Annotated in this window: 22 protein-coding genes and 1 riboswitch; all 22 genes read right to left on the reverse strand. The window is 55.9% G+C overall.

Features of this window, described 5'->3' with window-relative positions; genetic code table 11:
- Positions 1–227: 227 nt before the first annotated feature.
- Positions 228–1,205 (reverse strand): TAXI family TRAP transporter solute-binding subunit, encoded by a 978-nt coding sequence (locus tag BQ5462_RS07820; RefSeq protein WP_071142786.1) that lies wholly within the window; start codon positions 1,203–1,205, stop codon positions 228–230.
- Between the two features lie 31 nt (positions 1,206–1,236).
- Entirely contained in the window at positions 1,237–2,154 is a 918-nt protein-coding gene (locus BQ5462_RS07825; protein WP_071142787.1) for an NAD-dependent epimerase/dehydratase family protein, read from the reverse strand.
- Positions 2,151–3,155 carry a lysylphosphatidylglycerol synthase transmembrane domain-containing protein gene (locus BQ5462_RS07830; RefSeq protein WP_071142788.1) on the reverse strand — a complete coding sequence of 335 codons (1,005 nt, stop codon included), beginning with the start codon at positions 3,153–3,155 and terminating at the stop codon, positions 2,151–2,153. The genes BQ5462_RS07825 and BQ5462_RS07830 overlap by 4 nt, the downstream gene beginning before the upstream one ends.
- 123 nt (positions 3,156–3,278) lie before the next feature.
- Positions 3,279–4,226, reverse strand: coding sequence for a ribonuclease HIII (gene rnhC, locus BQ5462_RS07835; protein ID WP_071142789.1), 948 nt, complete (start codon positions 4,224–4,226; stop codon positions 3,279–3,281).
- Positions 4,223–5,116, reverse strand: coding sequence for an Asp23/Gls24 family envelope stress response protein (locus BQ5462_RS07840; protein WP_071142790.1), 894 nt, complete (start codon positions 5,114–5,116; stop codon positions 4,223–4,225). Before BQ5462_RS07840 ends, rnhC begins: the two co-directional genes overlap by 4 nt.
- A gap of 13 nt (positions 5,117–5,129) precedes the next feature.
- Entirely contained in the window at positions 5,130–5,954 is an 825-nt protein-coding gene (locus BQ5462_RS07845) for a PHP domain-containing protein (RefSeq protein WP_071142791.1), read from the reverse strand.
- A 186-nt stretch (positions 5,955–6,140) separates the two neighbouring features.
- On the reverse strand, positions 6,141–7,178 hold the full coding sequence (locus BQ5462_RS07850; RefSeq protein ID WP_071142792.1) for a helix-turn-helix transcriptional regulator: 1,038 nt from the start codon (positions 7,176–7,178) through the stop codon (positions 6,141–6,143).
- A 26-nt stretch (positions 7,179–7,204) separates the two neighbouring features.
- A complete protein-coding gene (locus tag BQ5462_RS07855) occupies positions 7,205–8,134 on the reverse strand; it encodes a tetratricopeptide repeat protein (protein WP_071142793.1) in 930 nt (309 codons plus the stop codon).
- A 20-nt stretch (positions 8,135–8,154) separates the two neighbouring features.
- Positions 8,155–9,093: a hypothetical protein gene (locus BQ5462_RS07860; RefSeq protein WP_071142794.1), complete on the reverse strand. Its 939-nt coding sequence runs from the start codon at positions 9,091–9,093 to the stop codon at positions 8,155–8,157.
- A gap of 484 nt (positions 9,094–9,577) precedes the next feature.
- Entirely contained in the window at positions 9,578–10,792 is a 1,215-nt protein-coding gene (locus BQ5462_RS07865; protein ID WP_071143351.1) for an MFS transporter, read from the reverse strand.
- 140 nt (positions 10,793–10,932) lie between these two features.
- Positions 10,933–11,862 (reverse strand): LysR family transcriptional regulator, encoded by a 930-nt coding sequence (locus BQ5462_RS07870; RefSeq protein WP_071142795.1) that lies wholly within the window; start codon positions 11,860–11,862, stop codon positions 10,933–10,935.
- 380 nt (positions 11,863–12,242) lie between these two features.
- The gene (locus BQ5462_RS11520; RefSeq protein ID WP_268873076.1) at positions 12,243–12,371 is read right to left on the reverse strand and encodes a hypothetical protein; all 129 of its coding nucleotides are present in this window, start codon (positions 12,369–12,371) and stop codon (positions 12,243–12,245) included.
- Positions 12,372–12,415: 44 nt separating this feature from the next.
- Positions 12,416–13,315: a 4-hydroxy-tetrahydrodipicolinate synthase gene (gene dapA, locus BQ5462_RS07875; protein WP_071142796.1), complete on the reverse strand. Its 900-nt coding sequence runs from the start codon at positions 13,313–13,315 to the stop codon at positions 12,416–12,418.
- Positions 13,312–14,541 (reverse strand): aspartate kinase, encoded by a 1,230-nt coding sequence (dapG, locus tag BQ5462_RS07880; protein WP_071142797.1) that lies wholly within the window; start codon positions 14,539–14,541, stop codon positions 13,312–13,314. The genes dapA and dapG overlap by 4 nt, the downstream gene beginning before the upstream one ends.
- A gap of 48 nt (positions 14,542–14,589) precedes the next feature.
- Complete coding sequence (locus BQ5462_RS07885) at positions 14,590–15,621, reverse strand: aspartate-semialdehyde dehydrogenase (RefSeq protein WP_071142798.1); 1,032 nt, start codon at positions 15,619–15,621, stop codon at positions 14,590–14,592.
- 104 nt (positions 15,622–15,725) lie between these two features.
- Positions 15,726–16,499, reverse strand: a complete 774-nt coding sequence (gene dapB / locus BQ5462_RS07890; RefSeq protein ID WP_071143352.1) for a 4-hydroxy-tetrahydrodipicolinate reductase — start codon at positions 16,497–16,499, stop codon at positions 15,726–15,728.
- A gap of 119 nt (positions 16,500–16,618) precedes the next feature.
- Positions 16,619–16,780: riboswitch (Lysine riboswitch) on the reverse strand.
- A gap of 71 nt (positions 16,781–16,851) precedes the next feature.
- Positions 16,852–17,292: a hypothetical protein gene (locus tag BQ5462_RS07900; protein WP_083378112.1), complete on the reverse strand. Its 441-nt coding sequence runs from the start codon at positions 17,290–17,292 to the stop codon at positions 16,852–16,854.
- A 12-nt stretch (positions 17,293–17,304) separates the two neighbouring features.
- On the reverse strand, positions 17,305–17,760 hold the full coding sequence (locus BQ5462_RS07905) for a dCTP deaminase/dUTPase family protein (protein ID WP_071142800.1): 456 nt from the start codon (positions 17,758–17,760) through the stop codon (positions 17,305–17,307).
- The gene (locus BQ5462_RS07910; protein WP_071142801.1) at positions 17,757–18,230 is read right to left on the reverse strand and encodes a hypothetical protein; all 474 of its coding nucleotides are present in this window, start codon (positions 18,228–18,230) and stop codon (positions 17,757–17,759) included. Before BQ5462_RS07910 ends, BQ5462_RS07905 begins: the two co-directional genes overlap by 4 nt.
- Positions 18,231–18,290: 60 nt before the next feature.
- Positions 18,291–18,569 carry a hypothetical protein gene (locus BQ5462_RS07915; RefSeq protein WP_071142802.1) on the reverse strand — a complete coding sequence of 93 codons (279 nt, stop codon included), beginning with the start codon at positions 18,567–18,569 and terminating at the stop codon, positions 18,291–18,293.
- Positions 18,570–18,763: 194 nt separating this feature from the next.
- Complete coding sequence (locus BQ5462_RS07920; protein WP_071142803.1) at positions 18,764–19,378, reverse strand: thiamine phosphate synthase; 615 nt, start codon at positions 19,376–19,378, stop codon at positions 18,764–18,766.
- Positions 19,379–19,590: 212 nt separating this feature from the next.
- Complete coding sequence (locus BQ5462_RS07925) at positions 19,591–20,358, reverse strand: hypothetical protein (RefSeq protein ID WP_071142804.1); 768 nt, start codon at positions 20,356–20,358, stop codon at positions 19,591–19,593.
- Between the last annotated feature and the right edge of the window lie 21 nt (positions 20,359–20,379).

Raw genomic sequence — 20,379 nt, forward strand, 5'->3', positions numbered from 1 at the left:
GTTTCCTCTTTCAAAGGGGTACCTCCTCTTTCTTGTTCCTGATTTTGACATATAGAAATACTGGAGTATCTTTCGTCCATACTCCGTTTTCGAAACTATGTTTTCAATTCCCGTATCCCCTACGAATCCGAACGATACGCTTCGTTCCGGACCCTATAGGACTAGTCTCTTGTTCAACATTATACAGGTTTGACGCCTGTTTTGCAAATAAAGTTTTACCAAAATAGTCAGGAACTGACTTTCTGGTCTTTCCTGAATTGTTCGGCACCGGGTGCTAACGGCAAATCCCCTTCCCGGAAGAACGATTGTTTCGGATCTGCCGGCAGGAACGGGTATCTGCTGTGCAGTTCACCCCAGTGGCTCCACAGCCGTTCCAGGAAACTGCGGGTCTGGCCGGCATCCAGCCGATCCGTAGCCAGCAGCAGGCAGTCCACGCTCACCGTGTTGCAGGCCTGGAACTGGTTGGGATAGGTCCCCACCGGGATCACGGTCTTCCGGAACCGGGGGTAGGCCTCCAGCAGATCCTCTGCCGTGCGCCCCTCCACCGGTACCAGCACCAGCTGCCGCTGCCGGGCCAGATCCCGGAAGGCCTGGTGGGGCACCCCCGAGGTCACAAAGGCCGCATCCACCGTGCCTTCTTTCAACGCCCTCACTTCATCTTCCACGGAAAGGTACTGGATGCGGACTTCATCTTCCGGGATCCCGGCAGCCTCCAGCACCTTCCGGGCATCGTAGGCGGATCCGGAACCGGCCGCCCCTACGGCCAGGGTACGGCCCCGCAGGTCTGCCAGTTTCCGGATGCCCGTCACGTCGTAGGTGATGATCTGCACCGTCTCCGGATACAGGACCCCCAGCACCTGCAGGTTCTCCATGGGTTTTCCTGCAAACTGATCCGTCCCGTTAACGGCCGCATCCGCCACATCGCTCTGGACAAAGGCCAGGTCCGCCCGGCCCTCCGCCAGCAGCTCCACATTGGCCACCGAACCGGAACCGCCCGTTTCTCTCAGGAGGGGCTGTCTGCCGTCCCCGTTGTACAGCTTGACCAGTTCTCCTCCCAGGGTGCCGTAATCTCCATCATTCTGGCCGGCCGCCAGGACCAGTTCCTTCGGAGCCTGATGGCCGCCCCGCACCTGGGCCCTGTTCTGGCCGCATCCTGCTGCAACCAAAAAAAGCAGGGCCAGAACCAAAAGGAGCCGTTTTTTCATAGCCAATCCTCCTTGTTCTCCCCCACTTCTTTTATTTCAGGAAATAAGCCAGGGTCTTCCCCAGGCCTGTTTCCAGGTCCGTATACTCCTTCATGCCCAGGGTCTCCACCAGGGCCCGGTGGCTCAGTACGGAAGCGTAAATATCCCCCGGCCGCACCGGGCCATGCTCCACTTCCATGGGCCGTCCCAGGATCTTTTCCAGGATGGCGATCAGCTGATTCAGGGATACCTCCTGATTGGTGGAAACATTCAGGGTGGCGCAGCCTTCATAGCCGATCCCTGCGGAGATTGCCCGTGCCAGGTCGCCGGCATAGACGAAATCCCGTGTCTGGTTGCCGTCTCCGAAAATGGTCACCGGTTCACCGGCAGCGATTTTCCGGGCAAATACGGAAATCACACCGCCTTCGCCGGTTTCTCCCTGCCGTTCACCGTATACATTGGCAAACCGGAAGATCAGGTGCTTCAGTCCGAAGCACCGGCTGTACATGCGGATGTACTCCTCCCCCACCACCTTGGACAGTCCGTAAAAGGACGTGGGGGCCGGAACTTCCGTTTCCTTCAGGGGCAGGTTCTGGTTGTCCCCGTAAACGGCTGCGCTGGAAGAGAAGATGATCTGTTCCACCCCCGTCTTCCGGCAGCCTTCCAGCAGGTGGACCATGGCCGTCACATTCAGGTCCTCATCTTCTTCCGGATGCTCCATGGAATAGGGCACCAGGGTCTGGGCCGCCAGATGGATCACCGTCTGGAATTTTTCCTGGGCCATGAAATCCCACAGCTCCCGGGAGCGGATATCCAGCAGCTGGAACCGGGCTCCCTCCGGGACATGACACCGTTTTCCGGTGGACAGGTTGTCCAGGACCACCACTTCACAATCATTATGGGCCAGCAGTTCCGGCACCACATGGGAGCCGATGAACCCCGCTCCCCCTGTAACCAGGATCTTTCTCATGAATCCATCCCCCTCCGATCACGGATCTTGTTCAAAATATCGAATCCGAAGCATTTGATGGTGACGGCAGCGCCAATGGTGAACGGAATGTATTCACAAAAGAAACGCCACAGTACGGCCAGTACCCCGGATACCCCAGGCGGCAGCAGGCTGTTGAACAGCATCAGGAATCCCCCTTCGGCCACGCCGCTGCCACCGGGCGTGGGGGTGAAATACAGGATCAGGTTGATCAGGCACATCCGCCCCATGATGATGTGCAGGGGCAGGTTGATGCCGAAGGCCTTGATGAAGACAGGTACCACAGAATAGATAAACAGCAGGCTGATGCCGGATTCCAGGAACGCACGGAATACCTGCCTGGGATTGTCCTTCAGCATGAACATGGCCTGCTGGAAATCCCGGTATCCCAGGAAAATGGCTTCCTGTACCCGGGGCGAGAACCGGCGGCTGAACCGGGCCAGCCATTTCTCCACCCGGCCCCCCATCACCAGACGCCACAACAGCCAGGGTGCGCCGATGAAGAAGGCACACACCAGTGCGATGACACTGGTGGGCATCCAGTCCACCAGGGCCGGGTCAAAGAAGAACACGATGGGCATCATCAAAAACAGGAACAGGATGGAGAACACCGTCCGCACGATGATGATCAGCGTGGATTTGGCCACCGGCACCCCGGCCCGCTTCATGAACATGAGCATGGCGATGCCCCCGCCGCCCTGGCCGGGAGTAATCAGCGCCAGGAAATAGTTGCTGAACACCGCATAGAAGATATGGGCATAGTCCATCTTCTCCCCAGAGATCCGGGTCAGGGTGATCAGCCGGGTAGCATCGAAGAACAGCCCGATGGACAGCGTCCCCAGAGCCAGCAGGGCATAATACCACTTGAAGGTGGTCAGGTATTCCAGTGCCCGGACATCAAACGTAAAGTAAATAACGCCTGCTGATACGAGTACGATGACCACAAACAGGACGCACAGCACGCGAAAAACATTTTTATTCATAAATGATAACCTGCCAGTATGTTATATTAGGGATTGGATCCCTGTTTCTACCAATTGAGTACATATATTTTATATTATAGCATAAGTACGTGACAAAAAGGGGAACAAACCGTAAAACGGCTTCTATACCTTTCGGCTGTTGGCAAAATGCAGCTTCACGAACCGGACCAGTGCGTCTTTTCCCTGTTCCTCCACGATCCGCCGGGCTGCAGCCGTAGCCTGGGCCCCGCCCCCTTTGGGCAGCGGGAAGCCGGCCTGTTCCGTCAGCTGGTCCATGACGGCCACAAAGGCATCCCGGGCCAGGATGGAAGCTGCGGCCACGGCCATGTCCGCCTCCGCCCGGGGCTGCTGGTACACCTGCAGGCCGGGGAAGGCCTGTTCCAGGGTCCCGGTAATCCTGTTGTGCCGGGTGAACTGATCCACCAGGGCGAAATGGCACTCCGGCACTTGCTGCAGCACCTTGCCCAGGGCATGGATGTGCCCGCTGGCCAGCAGATGGTTCAGGTTCATCTTCTGGTCCTTCAGCTGCTGGTACCGCTGGTTGTAGAACTGGGGTCTCAGGACCAGGGTGGCATGAGCCCGGGCCGTTTCCCGGATTTTCGCTGCCAGCTGGTGGATCTTGTCATCCGTCAGGGCCTTGCTGTCGCAGACGCCCCAGGAAGCGAACTTTGCCGCCGTGGCTTCATCCACACACACGGCTGCCACTGCCAGGGGGCCGAAATAATCCCCCTTCCCGCTTTCGTCGCTGCCGCACCACAGGCCGTCGAACCCGGGTTTTTCCTTGAGCAGGCAGCCATGGTGGAAGGGGTTTTCCGGAAGGGCACCCGCCTCTTCCGGAGCTTCGTCCAGCGCCGCCTTGCAGGCATGCAAAAGGGGCGTCTCTTTGCCGCCCCATACGGTTTTCAAGCCTTTTTTGCCGTTATACAGGGAAAGGGTCACAGAAGAAGGCGCCTGTTTCACCTTCAGCTGCTGTCCGTAGTTGATCTCCTTCTGCTCCACCGGTTCGTCCGTCAGCAGCTGGAGTTTTTCCTTGACCAGACTCACATACTGGTCGAAATCGTAAGGGGTCATGCCCCGGTTTCCTCCTTTTGTCCCTCCGCCATCTCTCCGTGCTCCGCCAGATGCTTCGGAATATCCGGGGGCCGCACCGTCAGGCTGCGGATGGAAACGTCAATATTTTTCACCGGCATGCTGGTCATGCCTTCCACCTTCAGTTTGATCCTGGTCTGCAGGGCCTTCACCACTTCGTAGATGGGCGCCCCGAAAAATAGCACGATTTCCAGGAAGATGGTCATGCCCTTGCTGGTGTCCGAAGGCCGGCGCACCTTGATGCCGGTGATCCGGTCCACTTCCCGGTTCTTCTTCACCACGATGCGCACAATGTCGCTGACCACGTAATCCGATACGGTGATCTTGCCATAGTAGCTGAACGCCGGGCGCACAATGGATTTTTCCGGCAGGGCGTGGTGCTTCCTGTTCCGGGAGAACAGCCGGTGGGGCAGATCCACCAGGACCCCTGAAAGATGGGGCTTCAGCTCGATGGTGGGCACCGGCACCACGTGTTTGCCCTCTTTGATGCGCATTTCCCGGGCTTTCTTCATTTCCCGGGTGGTTGAAATGTCCTGGATATACACCGTTTCCGAAGGCATGGGGATCTGCAGCCGTTTGCAGATGGTCCGCACCATCTTGTCCGAGGTGCCGATCACCAGCAGGGTCTTGATGTCGCTCTGGGTCAGGGCCTCCCGCACGGCCTGGCAGTGGTCCTTTTCCATGAAGATGGCCCGTTTCACCGCCTGTACCTTATTCTGTTCCGTCTTTGCACTGGTGCCGGCCAGGATCTTTGTCCCCTCGATCAGGAGCCCGTCGTCGATGATGCCGTCACACCCGTGGTCATGGGCAACCCCGATGGCCCGGAAGCTTTTCCCGGTACCGCTGGGACCCACAAAGGCTACAACTTTCATAGTAACACCTGCTTTATGCGTTAATGATACCTGCCACGTCCTCGTAATTCACAGGGAATTCTCCCAGGTGCAGGGGGAACCGTCCCTTGTTGCCATGGAGGTCGCTGCCGCCGCTGGGAATAAGATGATGATTTCTGGCCACCTGCAGCCAGTCATGGTGCGGCTCCTCCTTCAGCACCGAAGGATGCCAGACCTCCATGCCGTCAAAAGGTACGCTGTCCAGCAGTTCTTCCACCATGGGCGGATTCTCGATCTCCGCCGGATGGGCCAGCACTGCAATGCCCCCCGCCCGGTGGATCAGGTCCACCGCCTCTTTGGGGCTCATCTTCACCTGCCGGTAGTAGGCCGGCTTGCCCGCGCCCAGCAGCGCATCGAACACCGCCTGTACCGTGGGGAACAGGCCCTTCTTCACCAGCGTCCGGGCGATGTGGGGACGGCCCAGGCTCTTGGCCCCGCCAGCCTCCTCCCGCACCTCATGAAAGGTGATGGGATACCCCAGGGAGTTCACTTTGGCCACCATCTTCTCCGTCCGGCCAATTCGGTTCACCCGGTTCCAGCGCAAGGCCTGCAGGAATTCCTGGTTCGTGGGGTCGAAATGGTAGCCCAATACGTGCACATCCTTGCCCTTGTAGTCCGTGTCCATCTCCACGCCCCGCAGCAGCTTCAGCCCCAGGTGGCGGGAATGGATCAGCCGTTCGGCCCGGTCGTAGGCCTGGATGTTATCATGGTCGGTGATGGCGATGCAGCCCATGCCCGCAGCCTGGGCCTGGGTCACGATCTGTTCCGGGGTATAGACCCCGTCCGAAAATGTGGTATGGATATGTAAGTCAGCCAGCATGGTATCTTCCTCCGTATTCACTACAGTTTGATTATACCATAAGGAAAGGGAGAGTGAAAATAGTTTCACTCCCCCCTTCCCAGTCACTCGTCACTAGTCCACAGTCACTAGCTGAAGGAAGCCAGCGTCAGCTGGCACCTTTCGGCGTATGACGTATGACCTATGACGTATGACAAGGTAAGCCCGCTATTTGTATCTTTCTGCAATTTTTCGGAATTCATCTGCCAGCTTTTTCCTCAATTCCTCCGGCGCCACCACCGTACATTCTCCCGCGTACTGGCGGGCGAACTGCCGGGCCGCGGCTTCGGACAGGGGTACCGTGAACCGGATGTCTCCCGTTTCCGGATCCCGGCTTTCCACCTTCACATGGTCCCCGAAGGTATCCCACAGGTACCGGCTCAGCTTCTCCGTGCCCGCAAAGGTCACCGGCATCGCCTCGCCCCCGTACATCTGCAGGTGTTCCCGGATGTACCGCTCCAGGTCCAGCCGGGTCTCTCCCTCGTACCCCTCGATGTCCGCCAGGGGCCGCCGGGGCTGCTGGGGCAGCAGCGTCACTCCCGTCATATGGTCCACCCGGAAATGCCGCAGGTTCCGGTACGCCCCCACGCTGGCAATCAGGTAATACTGGTCATTGGTGTACACCAGCCCGAAGGGATGCACCTGCCAGCCGCCCCGGACCCGTTTCGCAATGGGCAGGGGCTCCAGCGACCCATCCGGCCGCATCTGGTTGTAAGTGAACTGCACCTGGCACCCCCGGTCCAGCCCGTCGTTCAGCACCTCCAGGTTGTGGAAAAAGTCCGGGTTCCGCAGGTTGATGCCCGAAAAGGGCCTGGAAACCTGGGCCACGCCCCGGTAGTTCGCCTTTCCGAAAAGGCTGTCCAGGTTCCGCAGCAGCGTCTCCCGATTGCCGGTTGTCAAAAAGCCCGCCCGTTCCACCATGTCCTTCAACAGCTGCTTCTGGGGCCGGGTCAGCGTCCGCTGTTCCAGGTAGAACCCCTTCCGGGGCACCCGGTGGATGTCATACCCCAGCCCGTCCCGTAAGAGAGCCAGGTCCCGTCCCAGCGTATTCCGGGAAGGCGCCGCCGGCAGGTCATAATCTTCGCAAAGCCGGCTCTGGAGGCTCACCGTACCGGTTATGGGCAGCGGATGCCGGGCATCCGTATGATTCTTCAACACCTGCACCAACAAGAGCAGGGTAACACGTTTGTCTTTCTGGTCAAGCAAGGGGAAGCCTCCTTTTCTATGGATGATTACACTTTTCCTTGCAGAAACAGGGAAATCAACACCAGTTGAGCCCTTTCATGTCCTCCTTCCGCAGCTTTTCGGATCCAATGGATGGCTTTTTCTTCAGCCTGAGGATTTTTTCTGTACCTGTAATACTTCATCCCCAGCCAGTATTGTGCCCTTCCAAACCCTCCTTCTGCAGCTTTCAGGATCCAGTGGACAGCTTTTCCTTCAGCCTGAGAAATATTCCTGTTCTTATAATACATCATACCCAGCCGATATTGAGCTACAATATACCCAACTTCCGCCAGCCGTTCATACCATTGCATCGCCAGCGGGATGGAACGGGCTATCTTCCCCTTCTCGTACAACTCCGCCAGCTTGAATTTCGCCCTGTCCAGGTCCTGCTCTGCCGCCCTGCGAAACCAAACCGCAGCCTGATGCTCAGAAGCTGGAACTCCCAGGCCATCGCGATACAAGATTCCCAGATCATGCTGTGCCAGAGAATACCCCTGTTCCGCCGCTTTCAGGAACCACTCGGTCGCTTTCTTGTAAGATTTCCGGCACCCCTCCCCCAATACATAGAGAAGCCCCAGCCAGTACTGTGCCGGGGCATAGCCCCGACAAGCAGGAACCCAGAGCGCCTTGTAAGCGGCCCTGTAAGCACGCCGTGTTGACAAAGGAAATTGTAATCCATGTTCAAACAGGATACCGATACAAGTCTGAGCCGATAGATTCCCCGCAGCTGCCAGCTTACCGATGGCAACAACCACTTCTGGCGTAATCTCCTCTTTCGCGAAATCTACATAGGATTCAATCAAATCTCCTGTGAAATCGATATATCCTCTGAGTAACTTCCCCATGATTTTTGTAGCAGCTTTCATCTCGTCCGGCGCCAGCACATCATTTCCCGGATGCATCAATAACCAAGGTTGGATGTCCACTAAGTGAGACACGATAAGGACTCCTTTTTACATTATTGGAACAGGTTCTCCCACTGGGTAATGGAGTCCGGCAGGAGCCCTTTGTACTCCTGATAAAATCGCTCCAGTTCTTCTTTTGTAATGACGATGATCCGCTCATCCTTTTCCGGATTCTCGATATAAGGGGCATACAAATACACCAAACACCCTTTTTCCGTAAATTCCTTAAAATCTTCAGCCTTCAGCTTTCTGTCTCTGCCTCCTTTAACCTGTACAACTGCACGTTGCCCTTTTTTTGCCGGGTCCCTGGAAATGAATTCACATTCAATTTTGATAGTTGTAGAATGATTGGCAATGGAGTTGGAAAGCACATAATAGTTTTCCTTCAGCTGAATGTAGGAAATGACCAGTTCCTCCAGATCGAAATCCGGAAGATTATCCAGGAATGAGCCTTCCCCCGGTTTGCAATCATAGCTGTACACATCTTTTCGGGACCGTTTATTGAATTCATACTTTGAGTAATTCAAAACTAATTCGTTACCAGTTAAATCATGGATAGTATTTCTTACTGCAGTAAAAGATGCCTTAATCTGCCCAGGAACTTCCAGTCCCACTTTGTAAGCTTCTACAGGGACCATGGCCCCGATATCCAGATCATTCTCTTGATTATATGGCGCAGCCCCCTCTTTAGCCCGACAGATCCAGTAATATCCGTTCAGATCCCGGGTCCAGAACAAATCGTTCGGTACTACATTCCGAAAGACATTCAAGGCATGATGAGACTTGCCTCTTTTTTTCAATACTGCATCATAGAATCCATTATAATCAGTAAATTGAGAATTATTATCGTCTTTGTAAATCGAACTCCAGCCGATGACAACATACTGTTTCTCAAAATCATCCTTTAAACAAAATTGAATCAGTTTCTTTCTATCTTTACAATTTCCGGGTTTCAAATTGATCCGGTAAAGGGAGGGTTGTTTCTCAGTCATGGTCTTTAACTCCTTTCAAAATGCCTTATAGTAAGCTCGGATTCCACATTATTTTTCATAGGCTTTTTCTGATTCAAGTTTAAAAAAAGTAGTGCACCAGAATCAGTGCATGATCGTAATTTACTGTTTTCAGGGCACCCATTGCTTATCATTTTTGGTCAGACAGTTTCGTTGTTTCTTCAATTCAACACTCCTCCTTCAGTCAAATCGCAGTCGTTTCTATTTTCTACACCAAAGCTTCATATTTTTAATTTTACCCTATTTATTGTGTTTTCTGTCATTTGTTTTTTATAGGTTGCCCGCAACCGTTACAGATTTTGCAGTTGTGCCATGCCATGATATCCACTCCTTTTTGGTTTGTTACGGGTAGTATACAGGGTGGTGTGCACGGGGAGTGGTGCAAAAAAATAGAGCGAGTGAAAAAGTTTTCACTCGCTCGTCATACGTCGGGAGACTGCGAATTTTGCAGTCTCCGTTTTACCTATTACACCTCTTCCAGTTCTTCGGCTTCTTCCTCTTCTACCCTGCTGCTGCGTCTTCTAGCGTACAGCAGCCAGTATAGCGCTGCACAGCCGATGGCTCCCAGGCCCACAGCCGAGTAGATGCCCTGGAAGCCCAGGGATTCCTTAAAGGCACCCAGGATGTAGGGCCCTACCCCCAGTCCCAGGTCCAGCATCACGAAGTAGGTGGAAACAGCCACGCCGATCCGGACTTCTTCCACCAGCTTCACGCAGATGGCCTGTCCGTTGGACATGAAGGTCCCGTACCCCAGCCCCACGAATACACCGGCCACGAGCATCTCCCAGCTTTGGGTGGTGAAGGACAGCACCAAAAGGCCGATGGCCAGGCAGGCGTAGGTGGGATACATCACGAAGTCCTCCCCTTTCCGGTCGAACAGGACGCCGGCAATGGGCCGGGCCACCGTGATGGACAGGGCATAGACCACGAAGAACAGGGTCCCGGCGGTCATCAGTTTCAGTTCAGCCGCATAGGTGGCCAGGAAACTCAGCACGCTGGAATAGCACACGGCCACGAAGAAGCCCACGATGGAGATCCCCATGACCCGGGGTTCCAGGAAATTGGACAGGGACAGCTGTTTCAGGGCAGCCCGGTGTTCTTCGGTCAGCTGGATCTCGTCTACTTTCATCACGAAAGCAGCGGCCAGGCACACCAGCACCATGGCGATGGAGAACATAATGATCACGCTGAAGGGGAAAACCTGCTGCAGGAGCATGCCGATGAAGGGTCCGATGGCCGCAGCCAGGCTCATGCTCAGGGCATAGTAGTTGATGCCCTCGCCCCGGCGTTCGGCAGGGATCATGGCGGACACGATGGTGCTGGTGGCGGTGGAGGCAATGCCGTAGCCCACCCCGTTCAGCAGCCGGACCCCGTACATCATGGGCAGGGAGTCCACCAGGAAGTACATGCAGGTGGTCACCAGGTAGAACAGGATCCCGGCGTACAGCATCTTCTTCCGACCGTACAGTTCCACCGAGCGGCCGGCAAACAGACGGGCCACCAGGGTCCCCAGCACGAACAGCCCGGAAGCCAGGCCCGCTTCGCTGACGGAAGCATTCAGGGAATGGATGGCCTCGGAAGCAATGATGACCATTAGCATATAATAGATGATGTAGATCAGGAAATTGACCAGGGTGTCCAGCACGAACCCTCTGGTCCACAGACGAGGTTTGGCAGCCATAACAGAAATCAGCATCCTTTCTTTGTACAGGGTTACGGTTCTTTGTATCTACTCTGATTATACGAGGATGCCGCTCCTTTTTATAGCGGATAAAAAAGATGCATGTGATCGCAAAAAACGATAACATGCAAAGGACGCCTTTATTGGATGGCCGGCGACTCTTTCCCATGGAAACTGGAGAGCACCTGGTTCACATAGGCTTCGATCAGGGGCCGTTTGGGATTGTTTTTCCGATAGATCAGGAATCCTCCGGCTTTGAGAGGTTTCTCCAGCTGGTGCCACCCATCCCGGAGCCCCAGGGTCTTCAGCAGCCGTTCCGGCAGCAGTGCTCCCACTTCGTTTTCCTGACAGTAGTGGATCATGGCATAGGGCGTGGAAAGCCGGGCATAGATCAGCGGTTCCATGGGAGAATCGGCAAAGTACCGGTGGTAGATCTCGTTCATGTAATAACTGGTGGGATACAGCACCAGGGGAAAACTGAGGATCCGTTCCCGGGTCAGGCGGCTTTCCTCCAGTTTCAGCAGCGGCGCATAGTAGACCAGGTTGTCCGTACAGAAATGGACAATGGTGAAATCCCCGGGCCGGGCCTTCTGGGGCAGGCTCTCCTTCACAAAATAAGTGGACACCACATCCAGCCGTCCCTCTGTCAGGGCCCGGTGGATCTGGTAGGTGGGCAGGTCCAGTACATTGAATCGCAGAGAAGGGAGATCCCGCCGGAAATGGGCGATATGCCGGTTCATATGGATGTCTCCCAGAGAACGGAGGATCCCCACGTTCAATTCCGTGGGCTTTGTTTCGGCGGTGGCCCGGGTGTCGTAGACAATTTTTCGCAGCCCGTCGATCCAGCCGGTGATCCGGGCCAGGAACAGTTTCCCCTCCTCCGTCAGCTGGCTGCCCCGCCTGGAACGGTGGATCAATGTGACGCCCAGGGTGGTTTCCAGCCGCTTGATCTGGGCGCTGAAGGCGGACTGGGTAATATGGGCCTCCTGGGCCGCCCGGGCAAAATTGCCCACCCGTCCATAAATGATGAAACATTCCAGCTGTGCAATGGTCGGTAAGGATTCAGGCATAAGGGTCACTCCGTGGATTGTAGGATAGACTTATTATAACAGAAATCTGAGGAAGTGATTAGTGATTAGTGGCTAGTGTAGGGAACCCACCACCAGCCATTCGGCTGGTCCCCCGCCCTTGGAAAGGGCGGATAATCCTGAAGCGAAGTGCTGCGTTTCGAATTGGAGTTTTGTATCAATTGATTGTTTCGGTTAAACTAATTCATCGACAAGAAACGTAAAACTTCCGATAACAGGATATCCGCCCTTTTCAAGGGCGGGGGACCGTTGCGCTTCAGCGCAATGGTGGTGGGTTCTGCTATCGACGTATGACAAAAAGGAAAGGAGCTGTTATCACAGCCCCTTTCCTTTTATGTGTGGAGTTTGGATTGCTTTGCCGCTTACATCAGCTGGCGGAACATTTCGATGACCTGTTCCTTGGTGGCTTCTCTGGGGTTGCCGGGATAGCAGGCGTCGGCCAGGGCGTCCATGCAAAGTGCAAAACAGGCCGGTTCCTGTCTTCCACGCAAAAAAACGCCGATGGCGGATTTCCACCATCGGCGCGGGGTTTCTCTTATTTCAGCAGACCGCTGTCCTTCCAGGCCTTCGTCACTCTGGCCCGTTCCTCGTCGGTCATAGGGCACAGGGGCAGACGGTAGGGCCCCGGGTTGAAGGGGGTCATCTTCCCCACCGCTTCCTTCACCGGAATGGGATTGCTGACCAGGAACATGCTGCGGGCCTGGGGAATCATCACCTTGTTCAGATCCCGGGCCTTCTGCACATCGCCCTTTTCGTAGCTCTGCATCAGGTCCTGAAGCAGCTGGCCGTTCACGTTGCTGAGCACAGAAATCAGGCCCACTGCACCGGCGCTCATGAACGGCAGGATCTCGCCATCGTCACCGCTGTAGATGGAGAAGTCATCCGGGCACAGCCGGTACAGGTCAGCCACCTGGTTCACGCTGCCGCTGGCTTCTTTCACAGCTACAATGTTCTTGCAGTCGTGAGCCAGGCGGGCCACGGTAGCCGGCAGTACATTGGAGCCGGTACGGCCGGGCACATTGTAGATCACAATGGGCAGCCGGGTGTGCTCTGCAATGGTCTTGTAGTGGCGATAGATCCCTTCCTGGGAGGGCTTATTGTAATAGGGGCTGACGATGAGGACACCGTCGGCACCCACCTTTTCTGCCAGTTCGTTCATCTTCAGTACATCGGCTGTGTTGTTGGAACCGGTACCAACGATGACTTTGCCTTTATGGTTCACTTTGGCAATGACTTTGGTGAACAGTTCTTCTTTTTCTTCATAGGTCATGGTGGGAGCTTCCCCGCTGGTCCCGCTGACCAGGATGGCATCAGAGCCATGATCCAGCAGCCAGGCAGCAAAGTCTGCGGTCCCGTCTGCATTCAGGGAACCGTCTTCGTTGAAGAAGGTCACCATGGCGGTGATCAGACGGCCAAAATAGGGTTTTGTATTCATTTCGTTTCACCTTCCTGAGTCTGGAACGCCGTATGCAGGGCATTCACGGCTTCCTTCACCTGGCTTTCCCGTACGATGGCGGAGATCAGGTTGTCAGAATCCGTGGTCTGCAGGATTTCAATGCCGGCTTTGGCCAGGGCATTGATGAATCTGGCCATGATGCCGGGCACCCCACCCATATGGGAGCCTACTACGGTTACTTTCGAGCAGTTTTCCACTTTTGTATAGTTGCAGTTTTCCTGTTTCAGTACATTTTCAGCGTCAGCGGTGGCTGCACTGTACACCGCGAACATCAGGGAATGAGGTTGCAGGCTCATGGTCCCGATGCTGACACCGTTTCTGGCCAGGGTATCGAACAGTTCGGCCCCGTTTTGGGTATCCAGGGATACGGAGAAGAAAGTGATGTTGTTCTTGCTGGCCACGCCGCAGGCATGGTTGCTTTCCAGGGTGTCCCCCTCCTCCATCTCCTTGGGCTGGTCTTCCTTGCTGATCAGGGTCCCGGGGGCATCGCTGAAGGTGCTCTTCACCACCATGGGAACCCCGTAGCGCATCACGATCTCCACCGCTCTGGGATGGATGACTTTGGCGCCCTGGTGGGCCATTTCACGGATTTCGTCATAGGAAATCTGTTTGATGATATGGGCATCCTTCACAATCCGGGGATCGGCGGTCATGACCCCGTCCACGTCCGTGTAGATTTCCACCTTGTCCGCATGGACAGCCACCCCGAAGGCGGCCGCAGAGGTATCGCTGCCCCCCCGGCCCAGGGTGGTGATGTTCTTGTGGTCCGGCGTAACGCCCTGGAACCCGCAGACCACAGGGATGATGCCCTGTTCCACCAGTTCCAGCAGGTTGTCCGGTTCCACCGTGCGGATCTTGGCATTGCCGTATTCTTCATCGGTGATCATACCGGCCTGGCCACCCGTCATGGCTCTGGCCTTCAGGCCGTGTTCCTGCAGGGTGGAAGCCATCACCGTAGAGGAGATGATTTCCCCGCAGGCCATCAAAAGATCCAGTTCGTGAGGCGCCGGATTGGGATTTACGCTCTTGAGCATATCGATCATGGTATCGGTGGCAAAGGGATCCCCTCTGCGGCCCATGGCAGATACCACTACGATGGGGGCATACCCCTGGTCAATGGCTTCCTGGACTTTTCCTACGACTTTTTCCCGGGTTACGGGCGTAGCTACGGAAGTTCCTCCGAATTTTTGTACAATGATTTTCATCTAAGTCAGGCTCCCCTCTCAAATTCCTGCGCTTCTCACACTGCTATCTTACAGCCAGCCGTTCTTCACCATGGTTTCTGCGATCTGCAGGGTGTTCAGAGCGGCACCCTTGCGGATCTGGTCGCCCACACACCAGAAGTTGAAGCTGTTAGCAGCACTTTCGTCTCTTCTCAGACGGCCTACATACACATCGTTCTTGCCGGAGGTGTACAGAGGCATGGGATAGATCTGCTGGGACGGATCGTCCTGCAGCACCACACCCGGGAAATTGGACAGGGCCTTGCGGATGTCTTCCAGCTGTACATCATGTTCCAGTTCCACGTTGACGCTTTCGCTGTGGCTGCGGTACACCGGTACCCGGACAGTGGTGGCGGTGATGCGCATTTCCGGATCGGAGAAGATTTTCTTGGTTTCGTTGACCATCTTCATTTCTTCCTTGGTATACAGGTTATCCAGGAAGATATCGATCTGGGGCACCAGGTTCAGGGCCAGGGGGAAATGCTTCTTGGCAGAAGCGCTGGGGAAGATTTTGGCGGTCATTTCTTCGCCCCGGGCTGCCTGTTTGATCTGGTTTTCCAGTTCATCCAGCCCGTCCTTGCCGGCGCCGGAAGCCGCCTGGTAGGTGGAAACGATGATCCGTTTGATCCGGGCCAGGTCGTAGATGGGTTTCAGGGCCATCACCATGATGATGGTGGAGCAGTTGGGGTTGGCAATGATGCCGTGATGTTTGGTGATGTCCTGGGGGTTCACTTCCGGAACGATCAGGGGCACATCCGGATCCATCCGGTAGGTGCTGGAGTTATCGATGACCACAGCCCCGGCCTTCACCGCAATGGGAGCAAAGGTCTTGGAAATGCTGCCGCCGGCGAACAGGGCCACATCCACCCCGTTGAAGGAATCTGCCTTGGCTTCTTCCACGGTATAGGTCTTGCCCCGTACGGTCAGTTCCGTACCGGCACTGCGGGCGGAAGCCAGCAGTTTCAGGTTCTTGAAGGGAAAATCCCGTTCGTTCAGCAGATTGATGAATTCATGGCCAACGGCGCCCGTGGCACCCAAGATTGCTAAGTTGTATTCCTTCATGATTGTCTCTCCTTTATCTCAGCAGACGCAGCACTGCGGCGCCCCTTTCTGTTTCGATCCGCCCTTTCCAGGGGCGGGGAACCGTGTCTGTACGGTGATGGTTCTCAATCCAGGATCTGATCCAGTCCGTACACCAGGCCTTTGCGTTCCACCATGGTGCGGCAGCCCAGCATCACGCCCGGCATGTAACATTCCCGGCTCACAGGATCGTTGCGTACCGTCAGGGTCTCGCCCATGCTGCCGAAGATGATTTCCTGGCTGGCCACGAACCCGGGCAGCCGTACGCTGTGGATCCGCATGCCTTCGTATTCGCTGCCTCTGGCATGGGGCAGTTTCTCCACTTCATCCGGGTTGCCCTGCTGTACAAAGCCGCCCCGGACCTGGGCCAGTTTCTGGGCCGTCAGGATGGCGGTGCCGCTGGGAGCATCCAGCTTCTTATCGTGGTGCATTTCGATGATTTCCACCTGGGGGAAATATTTGGCGATCTCGGCAGCCACTTTCATCATGAGCACAGCGCCCATGGCGAAGTTGGGGCAGACCAGGATGCCCACGTTGTTCTTTTCCGCCAGGCCCTTCAGTTCATCCAGGTTTTCCTGGGTGAATCCGGTGGTCCCCACCACGGCGTTCACGCCGGCGTTCAGGATCACCCGCAGGTTGGCCATGACCACATCCGGCCGGGTGAAGTCCACCACCACATCGGGTTTGTGGGCATCCAGGGCGGCTTTCAGATCCGTGTCCACCGGGCAGCCTTCCACAGCTTTATCCTTGCCGAAGACATCCACGGCCCCCACCAGTTCCATGTCCTTCTGCTGCAGGACCGTTTGTACCACGGTATGGCCCATGCGGCCCAGCGCACCGTTTACCATCACTTTGATCATCTTGTCCATCGCTCCTTCTACGATTCCTTTGGGAGACAAAAAAGCAGGTCATCGAGTCGAGCCCAATGACCTGCAAGAAAGGAAGCCGCTCCTGCCACAGCAGGGGACTTGATTCCGTTCCCATTGATAGCTCTCCACCCAAAGGCGACAGTCTGCAGCTTGTTCACCTGCAGCCCAGCATAAGCGCGCACCCGCAGCTTTGCTTCGGCGGTTCCCCTTTCGCTTCCTTCAACGGTGTCCCTCTGGGAGTTACTCATGTTTTCCGCGCCTCTATCTTGTTTTGAATTATGGTTACAGTATAGGAGTTTCCCGCTCACTTGTCAACTGGGAACCCCCTAATTTTGTACTTTTTTTATTTTCGCAGATTTTTCCGCAGTTCGGCCTGGGTCCGGCTGAAGAAATTTGTTAAGTCTTTTACAAACTGCCGGGAATAGACCGTACTGTCCAGGGTACTCCGTTTGGCAAAGATGGCCTTCTGATTGGCCAGGCTCTGCCCCTCATAGCTGTGCAGGGCTTCCAGGAGTCCCTCATAGGTAGCCCCGTAGCTGTAATCCGGGGTGGCCTCCATCTGTTTGCCCAGTGCCAGGTAGAACCCGTTCCATTCCTCCGGGGTCAGGTCCTGCTTCAGGGCCGCCATACAGCCCCGCACCAGATGGGCCTTCAGGTAGATGTATTCCCGCAGGGCCGTTTCCCGCTGTTCCGGGAACAGTTTGAACCACTCATAAAGCTGATAGCCGCCCCAGTCTCCCATGGTATCCACCACGGAGATCAGGGTCTTCCAGTTGTTGTCCAATATGTGTACGCCTCACTTTGATGTGCTGCCGAAGCCGCCGCTGCGCTCCTTTTTGGGAGCTCTGGCATCGTCGTCCGCCAGCAGATAGGTATAGAAGATTCCCTGGGCCACCCGCTCGCCCTTTTCCAGGGTCACATCGCTGTCGCTGTCGTTGTACAGAGCCAGCAGCAGATGGCCTTCATTGTCGGGATTGTTGTAGTAATCCGCATCCACGATGCCCTCGTTGTTCACCAGTCGCAGGTGGCGTTTCACCGCCATGCTGGACCGGATGTGGATCCCCAGGTATTCGTTGTCCTGCATATAGGCCTTGATCCCCGTTGGGACCATTTTCTGGGTATGGGCCGGCAGGGTCACCCTTTCCGGCAGGTAAATATCGTATCCGGCGCTGCGGGCCGTCTGCCGGCTGGGCAGTGGGAAGTCGACATCCTTATAAGAAGTGATTTTTTCAAAACCGCGGACTTTTGTCATTGCTTCGACACCTTTCCTTTTTCCAGGTCCCAGGCCTGGATCTCTTTTTCCAGGGCGGCCACGAAGGTCTTCTGGGGAATGGGGGTGAATGCTTCTTTGACGTTCTTCTTTTCCAGGCTCTTTCCCTTCCGGGTCAGCACCTGGATCTGGTCGATCCGGTAGGTGTGATCCTTTCCGTTGATTTCCACGGTCATCAGGCATTCCCTGGCGGAATCCGCCTCCGGCAGGTGCTTTTCATACAGATGGTTCAGCAGCCGGATGAAAGAAGCACTTTTGATCACCGCCCGGGTATCGGCGGTAATGATGTCCGGGGTCCTGGGCTGTTGCTGGAAGGAAGCCAGGTCGGCATAGTACGCTCCGGAGGGATTCTCCCCCAGAAGGCTCCATTCCACAGGTTTGGCGGCCAGCGCCGTGCCGGACCCCCACAGGGTCACCCAGGCGGCGGTCAGGGCCAGCAGTTGTTTTTTCATGTGCCTACTCCAATCTCTGGTAATTTCTCCCTTCCATATTATAGGATACCTGCCCGGGAGTCAAGAGGAAGTCCGCACCCGGCCTGCCAGCAGCTCTCTGGCCCGGGGCACGTCGGCCTCGGCCACGTCGATGTAGTAGAAATTCCGGTCGATCTTGCCTTTGGGGCCAAAATCCCGGATGTCCAGCTTGGCCCCGCAGCCGCAGGTGGGAGCTTCGCTGGGGAGCTCCGTGGAAGAAAAGTCTATGCCTTGCTCCTTCAGGAGCCTCTTTGCCGCTTTCCAGTCCGCCTTGCAGCCTTTTTCCTTATACACAGTGATTTTTTTCGTAAAGAAACCCATATTGTACACCTCCTGGGGATTGAACCCACCACCATTGCGCTGAAGCGCAACGGTCCCCCGCCCTTAGAAAGGGCGGATATCCTGGGTATCAGATGATTGACGTTTCTTGGCCAAAGACAGGTTGAACAGTAAATTCAGTTTGAAGCATTCCCCATTCAGAAACGTATCCGTCCATTCTGCGATTATCCGCCCTTTTAAGGGCGGGGGACCATCTCCGCAGGAGATGGTGGTGGGTTCTTCCCCCCTTCCCCCTTCAGCCACCCGCTCATCATTACTCCGCCGGCTGCCCCGGCAGCTTTCAATTCTGCTGCCCGCTCCGGTGTCACGCCGCCCAGGGCGTAGACCGGGATGGGGCTTTCCTGACACACCTGCTGCAACAATACCAGCCCCTTGGGCGGTACCCCCGGCTTGCACTGGCTGGGATACACCGGGCTGAAGGTGCAGCAGGTGGCCCCCAGCTCTGCGGCTTCCAGGATATCGTCCAGGCTGTGACAGCTGGCTCCAATCTGTTTGGGCAGCCCCTGCCGTTCTGCCGGTCCCAGGTTGCGCAGCACAGGCAGGGGCAGGTGGAGCCCCTCCGGCTGCAGTTCCCGCGCCACTCCCGCAAAGGTGTGGAGCCAGCAGGGCACCCCATGGCGCCGGCACAGGGCCAGCACCTGGATGGCCAGTTTCCGGTACGCTGCTTCCGTCAGATCCTTTTCCCGCAGGATCAGCCCCGCCGGGTGCCTCCGCAGGATGGATTCCAGAGCTTCCAGCAAAGGCCGATTGTATAATTTCCGGTTCGTGATGCAGTACAAAGGAAAGGCCATAGGATCCACCTGCTTTCTAAATAATAATTATTATCCATATTATAGCACAGCTCTGACTTGAAATACAGCTTTTTCTACAGAGGAAAGGAGCTGTGAAACAATCGTTCACAGCTCCTCTATTCCTGCCAGCGCAGCTGGCTTCCAACGGCTGATGACTAGTGACTAGAGACTAGTGACAGGAGGTGTGAAAACAATTTTTTCACACCCTCTGATCACTTATTCAATGTTGTCTTCATGTTCTTGAAGAACCGGTCCAGGATCCGGTCGTAGATATCCATGGGGTTGTTCTCGCTGCCCCGGGCCCGGGCGTCCTGGCTGGAAGCCACCAGCTTTCCGGTTTTCGTGTCAAACCACTGGAACTGGACGCTTACCGCCGTATAGGGCACGTAGGAATCCGGATAATATTCCGGATAGGTGACCGTCCGGTAAAAGGTGTGCCAGTGGCCATCGTCATCCCGCCAGCTTTCCGGGATCTCATCCGTTCTCCATTCCGTATGGGCCGGCACCAGATAACTGCTCACGGCACAATAGTCCATCCGGGGCAGGATGTACAGATCCGCTTTGGCGTCCAGGGCCGCCTGGGGGATGGTCACCTGGGTGGCGTCATTTATCTTACTGGGCTCCAGCTGTTTTTCCAGGGCCTGCTGCCGGGCCGTTTCCGTCCCCTTCTCCGGGACTGCCGGCTTTTCCCCGGGCAGCAGGGCCCGGGGCTGGCTCACCGGCTCCACCACCAGTTTGGCCTTCTTCAGCTTCGTTTTGGCTGCCCTGGTGTTGAAATGGTCCACCATCTTCTGCTTTTTGGCCAGATTCTGCAGCCCATAGCCGCTCATATCCATCTGGGCCATATAAACGGTCCTGACTTTGCTGAAATCATATTGGGGATCCTGCCAGGAGGTGTAATCGGCCAGGGCCGGCACCGCACCCGTTAGGGCCAGGTAGCCTGCCAATAACAGCACCCGGCAGCGTTTCATCAGATCCATGGTATCAGCTCCTTTTCTGCA

This window comes from Acidaminococcus timonensis (assembly GCF_900106585.1).
Lineage (GTDB): Bacteria > Bacillota > Negativicutes > Acidaminococcales > Acidaminococcaceae > Acidaminococcus > Acidaminococcus timonensis.

Bases quoted from the DNA above. Each gene is read 5' to 3' on its own strand.
- BQ5462_RS07915 (WP_071142802.1), bottom strand. From the start codon at position 18,569: ATGGGTTTCTTTACGAAAAAAATCACTGTGTATAAGGAAAAAGGCTGC.
- BQ5462_RS07870 (WP_071142795.1), bottom strand. From the start codon at position 11,862: ATGCCTGAATCCTTACCGACCATTGCACAGCTGGAATGTTTCATCATT.
- BQ5462_RS07825 (WP_071142787.1), bottom strand. From the start codon at position 2,154: ATGAGAAAGATCCTGGTTACAGGGGGAGCGGGGTTCATCGGCTCCCAT.
- rnhC (WP_071142789.1), bottom strand. From the start codon at position 4,226: ATGACCCCTTACGATTTCGACCAGTATGTGAGTCTGGTCAAGGAAAAA.
- BQ5462_RS07820 (WP_071142786.1), bottom strand. From the start codon at position 1,205: ATGAAAAAACGGCTCCTTTTGGTTCTGGCCCTGCTTTTTTTGGTTGCA.
- BQ5462_RS07830 (WP_071142788.1), bottom strand. From the start codon at position 3,155: ATGAATAAAAATGTTTTTCGCGTGCTGTGCGTCCTGTTTGTGGTCATC.
- BQ5462_RS07910 (WP_071142801.1), bottom strand. From the start codon at position 18,230: ATGAAAAAACAACTGCTGGCCCTGACCGCCGCCTGGGTGACCCTGTGG.
- BQ5462_RS07860 (WP_071142794.1), bottom strand. From the start codon at position 9,093: ATGACTGAGAAACAACCCTCCCTTTACCGGATCAATTTGAAACCCGGA.
- BQ5462_RS07885 (WP_071142798.1), bottom strand. From the start codon at position 15,621: ATGAAGGAATACAACTTAGCAATCTTGGGTGCCACGGGCGCCGTTGGC.
- BQ5462_RS07865 (WP_071143351.1), bottom strand. From the start codon at position 10,792: ATGGCTGCCAAACCTCGTCTGTGGACCAGAGGGTTCGTGCTGGACACC.
- BQ5462_RS07840 (WP_071142790.1), bottom strand. From the start codon at position 5,116: ATGAAAGTTGTAGCCTTTGTGGGTCCCAGCGGTACCGGGAAAAGCTTC.
- dapG (WP_071142797.1), bottom strand. From the start codon at position 14,541: ATGAAAATCATTGTACAAAAATTCGGAGGAACTTCCGTAGCTACGCCC.
- BQ5462_RS07920 (WP_071142803.1), bottom strand. From the start codon at position 19,378: ATGGCCTTTCCTTTGTACTGCATCACGAACCGGAAATTATACAATCGG.
- dapA (WP_071142796.1), bottom strand. From the start codon at position 13,315: ATGAATACAAAACCCTATTTTGGCCGTCTGATCACCGCCATGGTGACC.
- dapB (WP_071143352.1), bottom strand. From the start codon at position 16,499: ATGATCAAAGTGATGGTAAACGGTGCGCTGGGCCGCATGGGCCATACC.
- BQ5462_RS07905 (WP_071142800.1), bottom strand. From the start codon at position 17,760: ATGACAAAAGTCCGCGGTTTTGAAAAAATCACTTCTTATAAGGATGTC.
- BQ5462_RS07925 (WP_071142804.1), bottom strand. From the start codon at position 20,358: ATGGATCTGATGAAACGCTGCCGGGTGCTGTTATTGGCAGGCTACCTG.
- BQ5462_RS07845 (WP_071142791.1), bottom strand. From the start codon at position 5,954: ATGCTGGCTGACTTACATATCCATACCACATTTTCGGACGGGGTCTAT.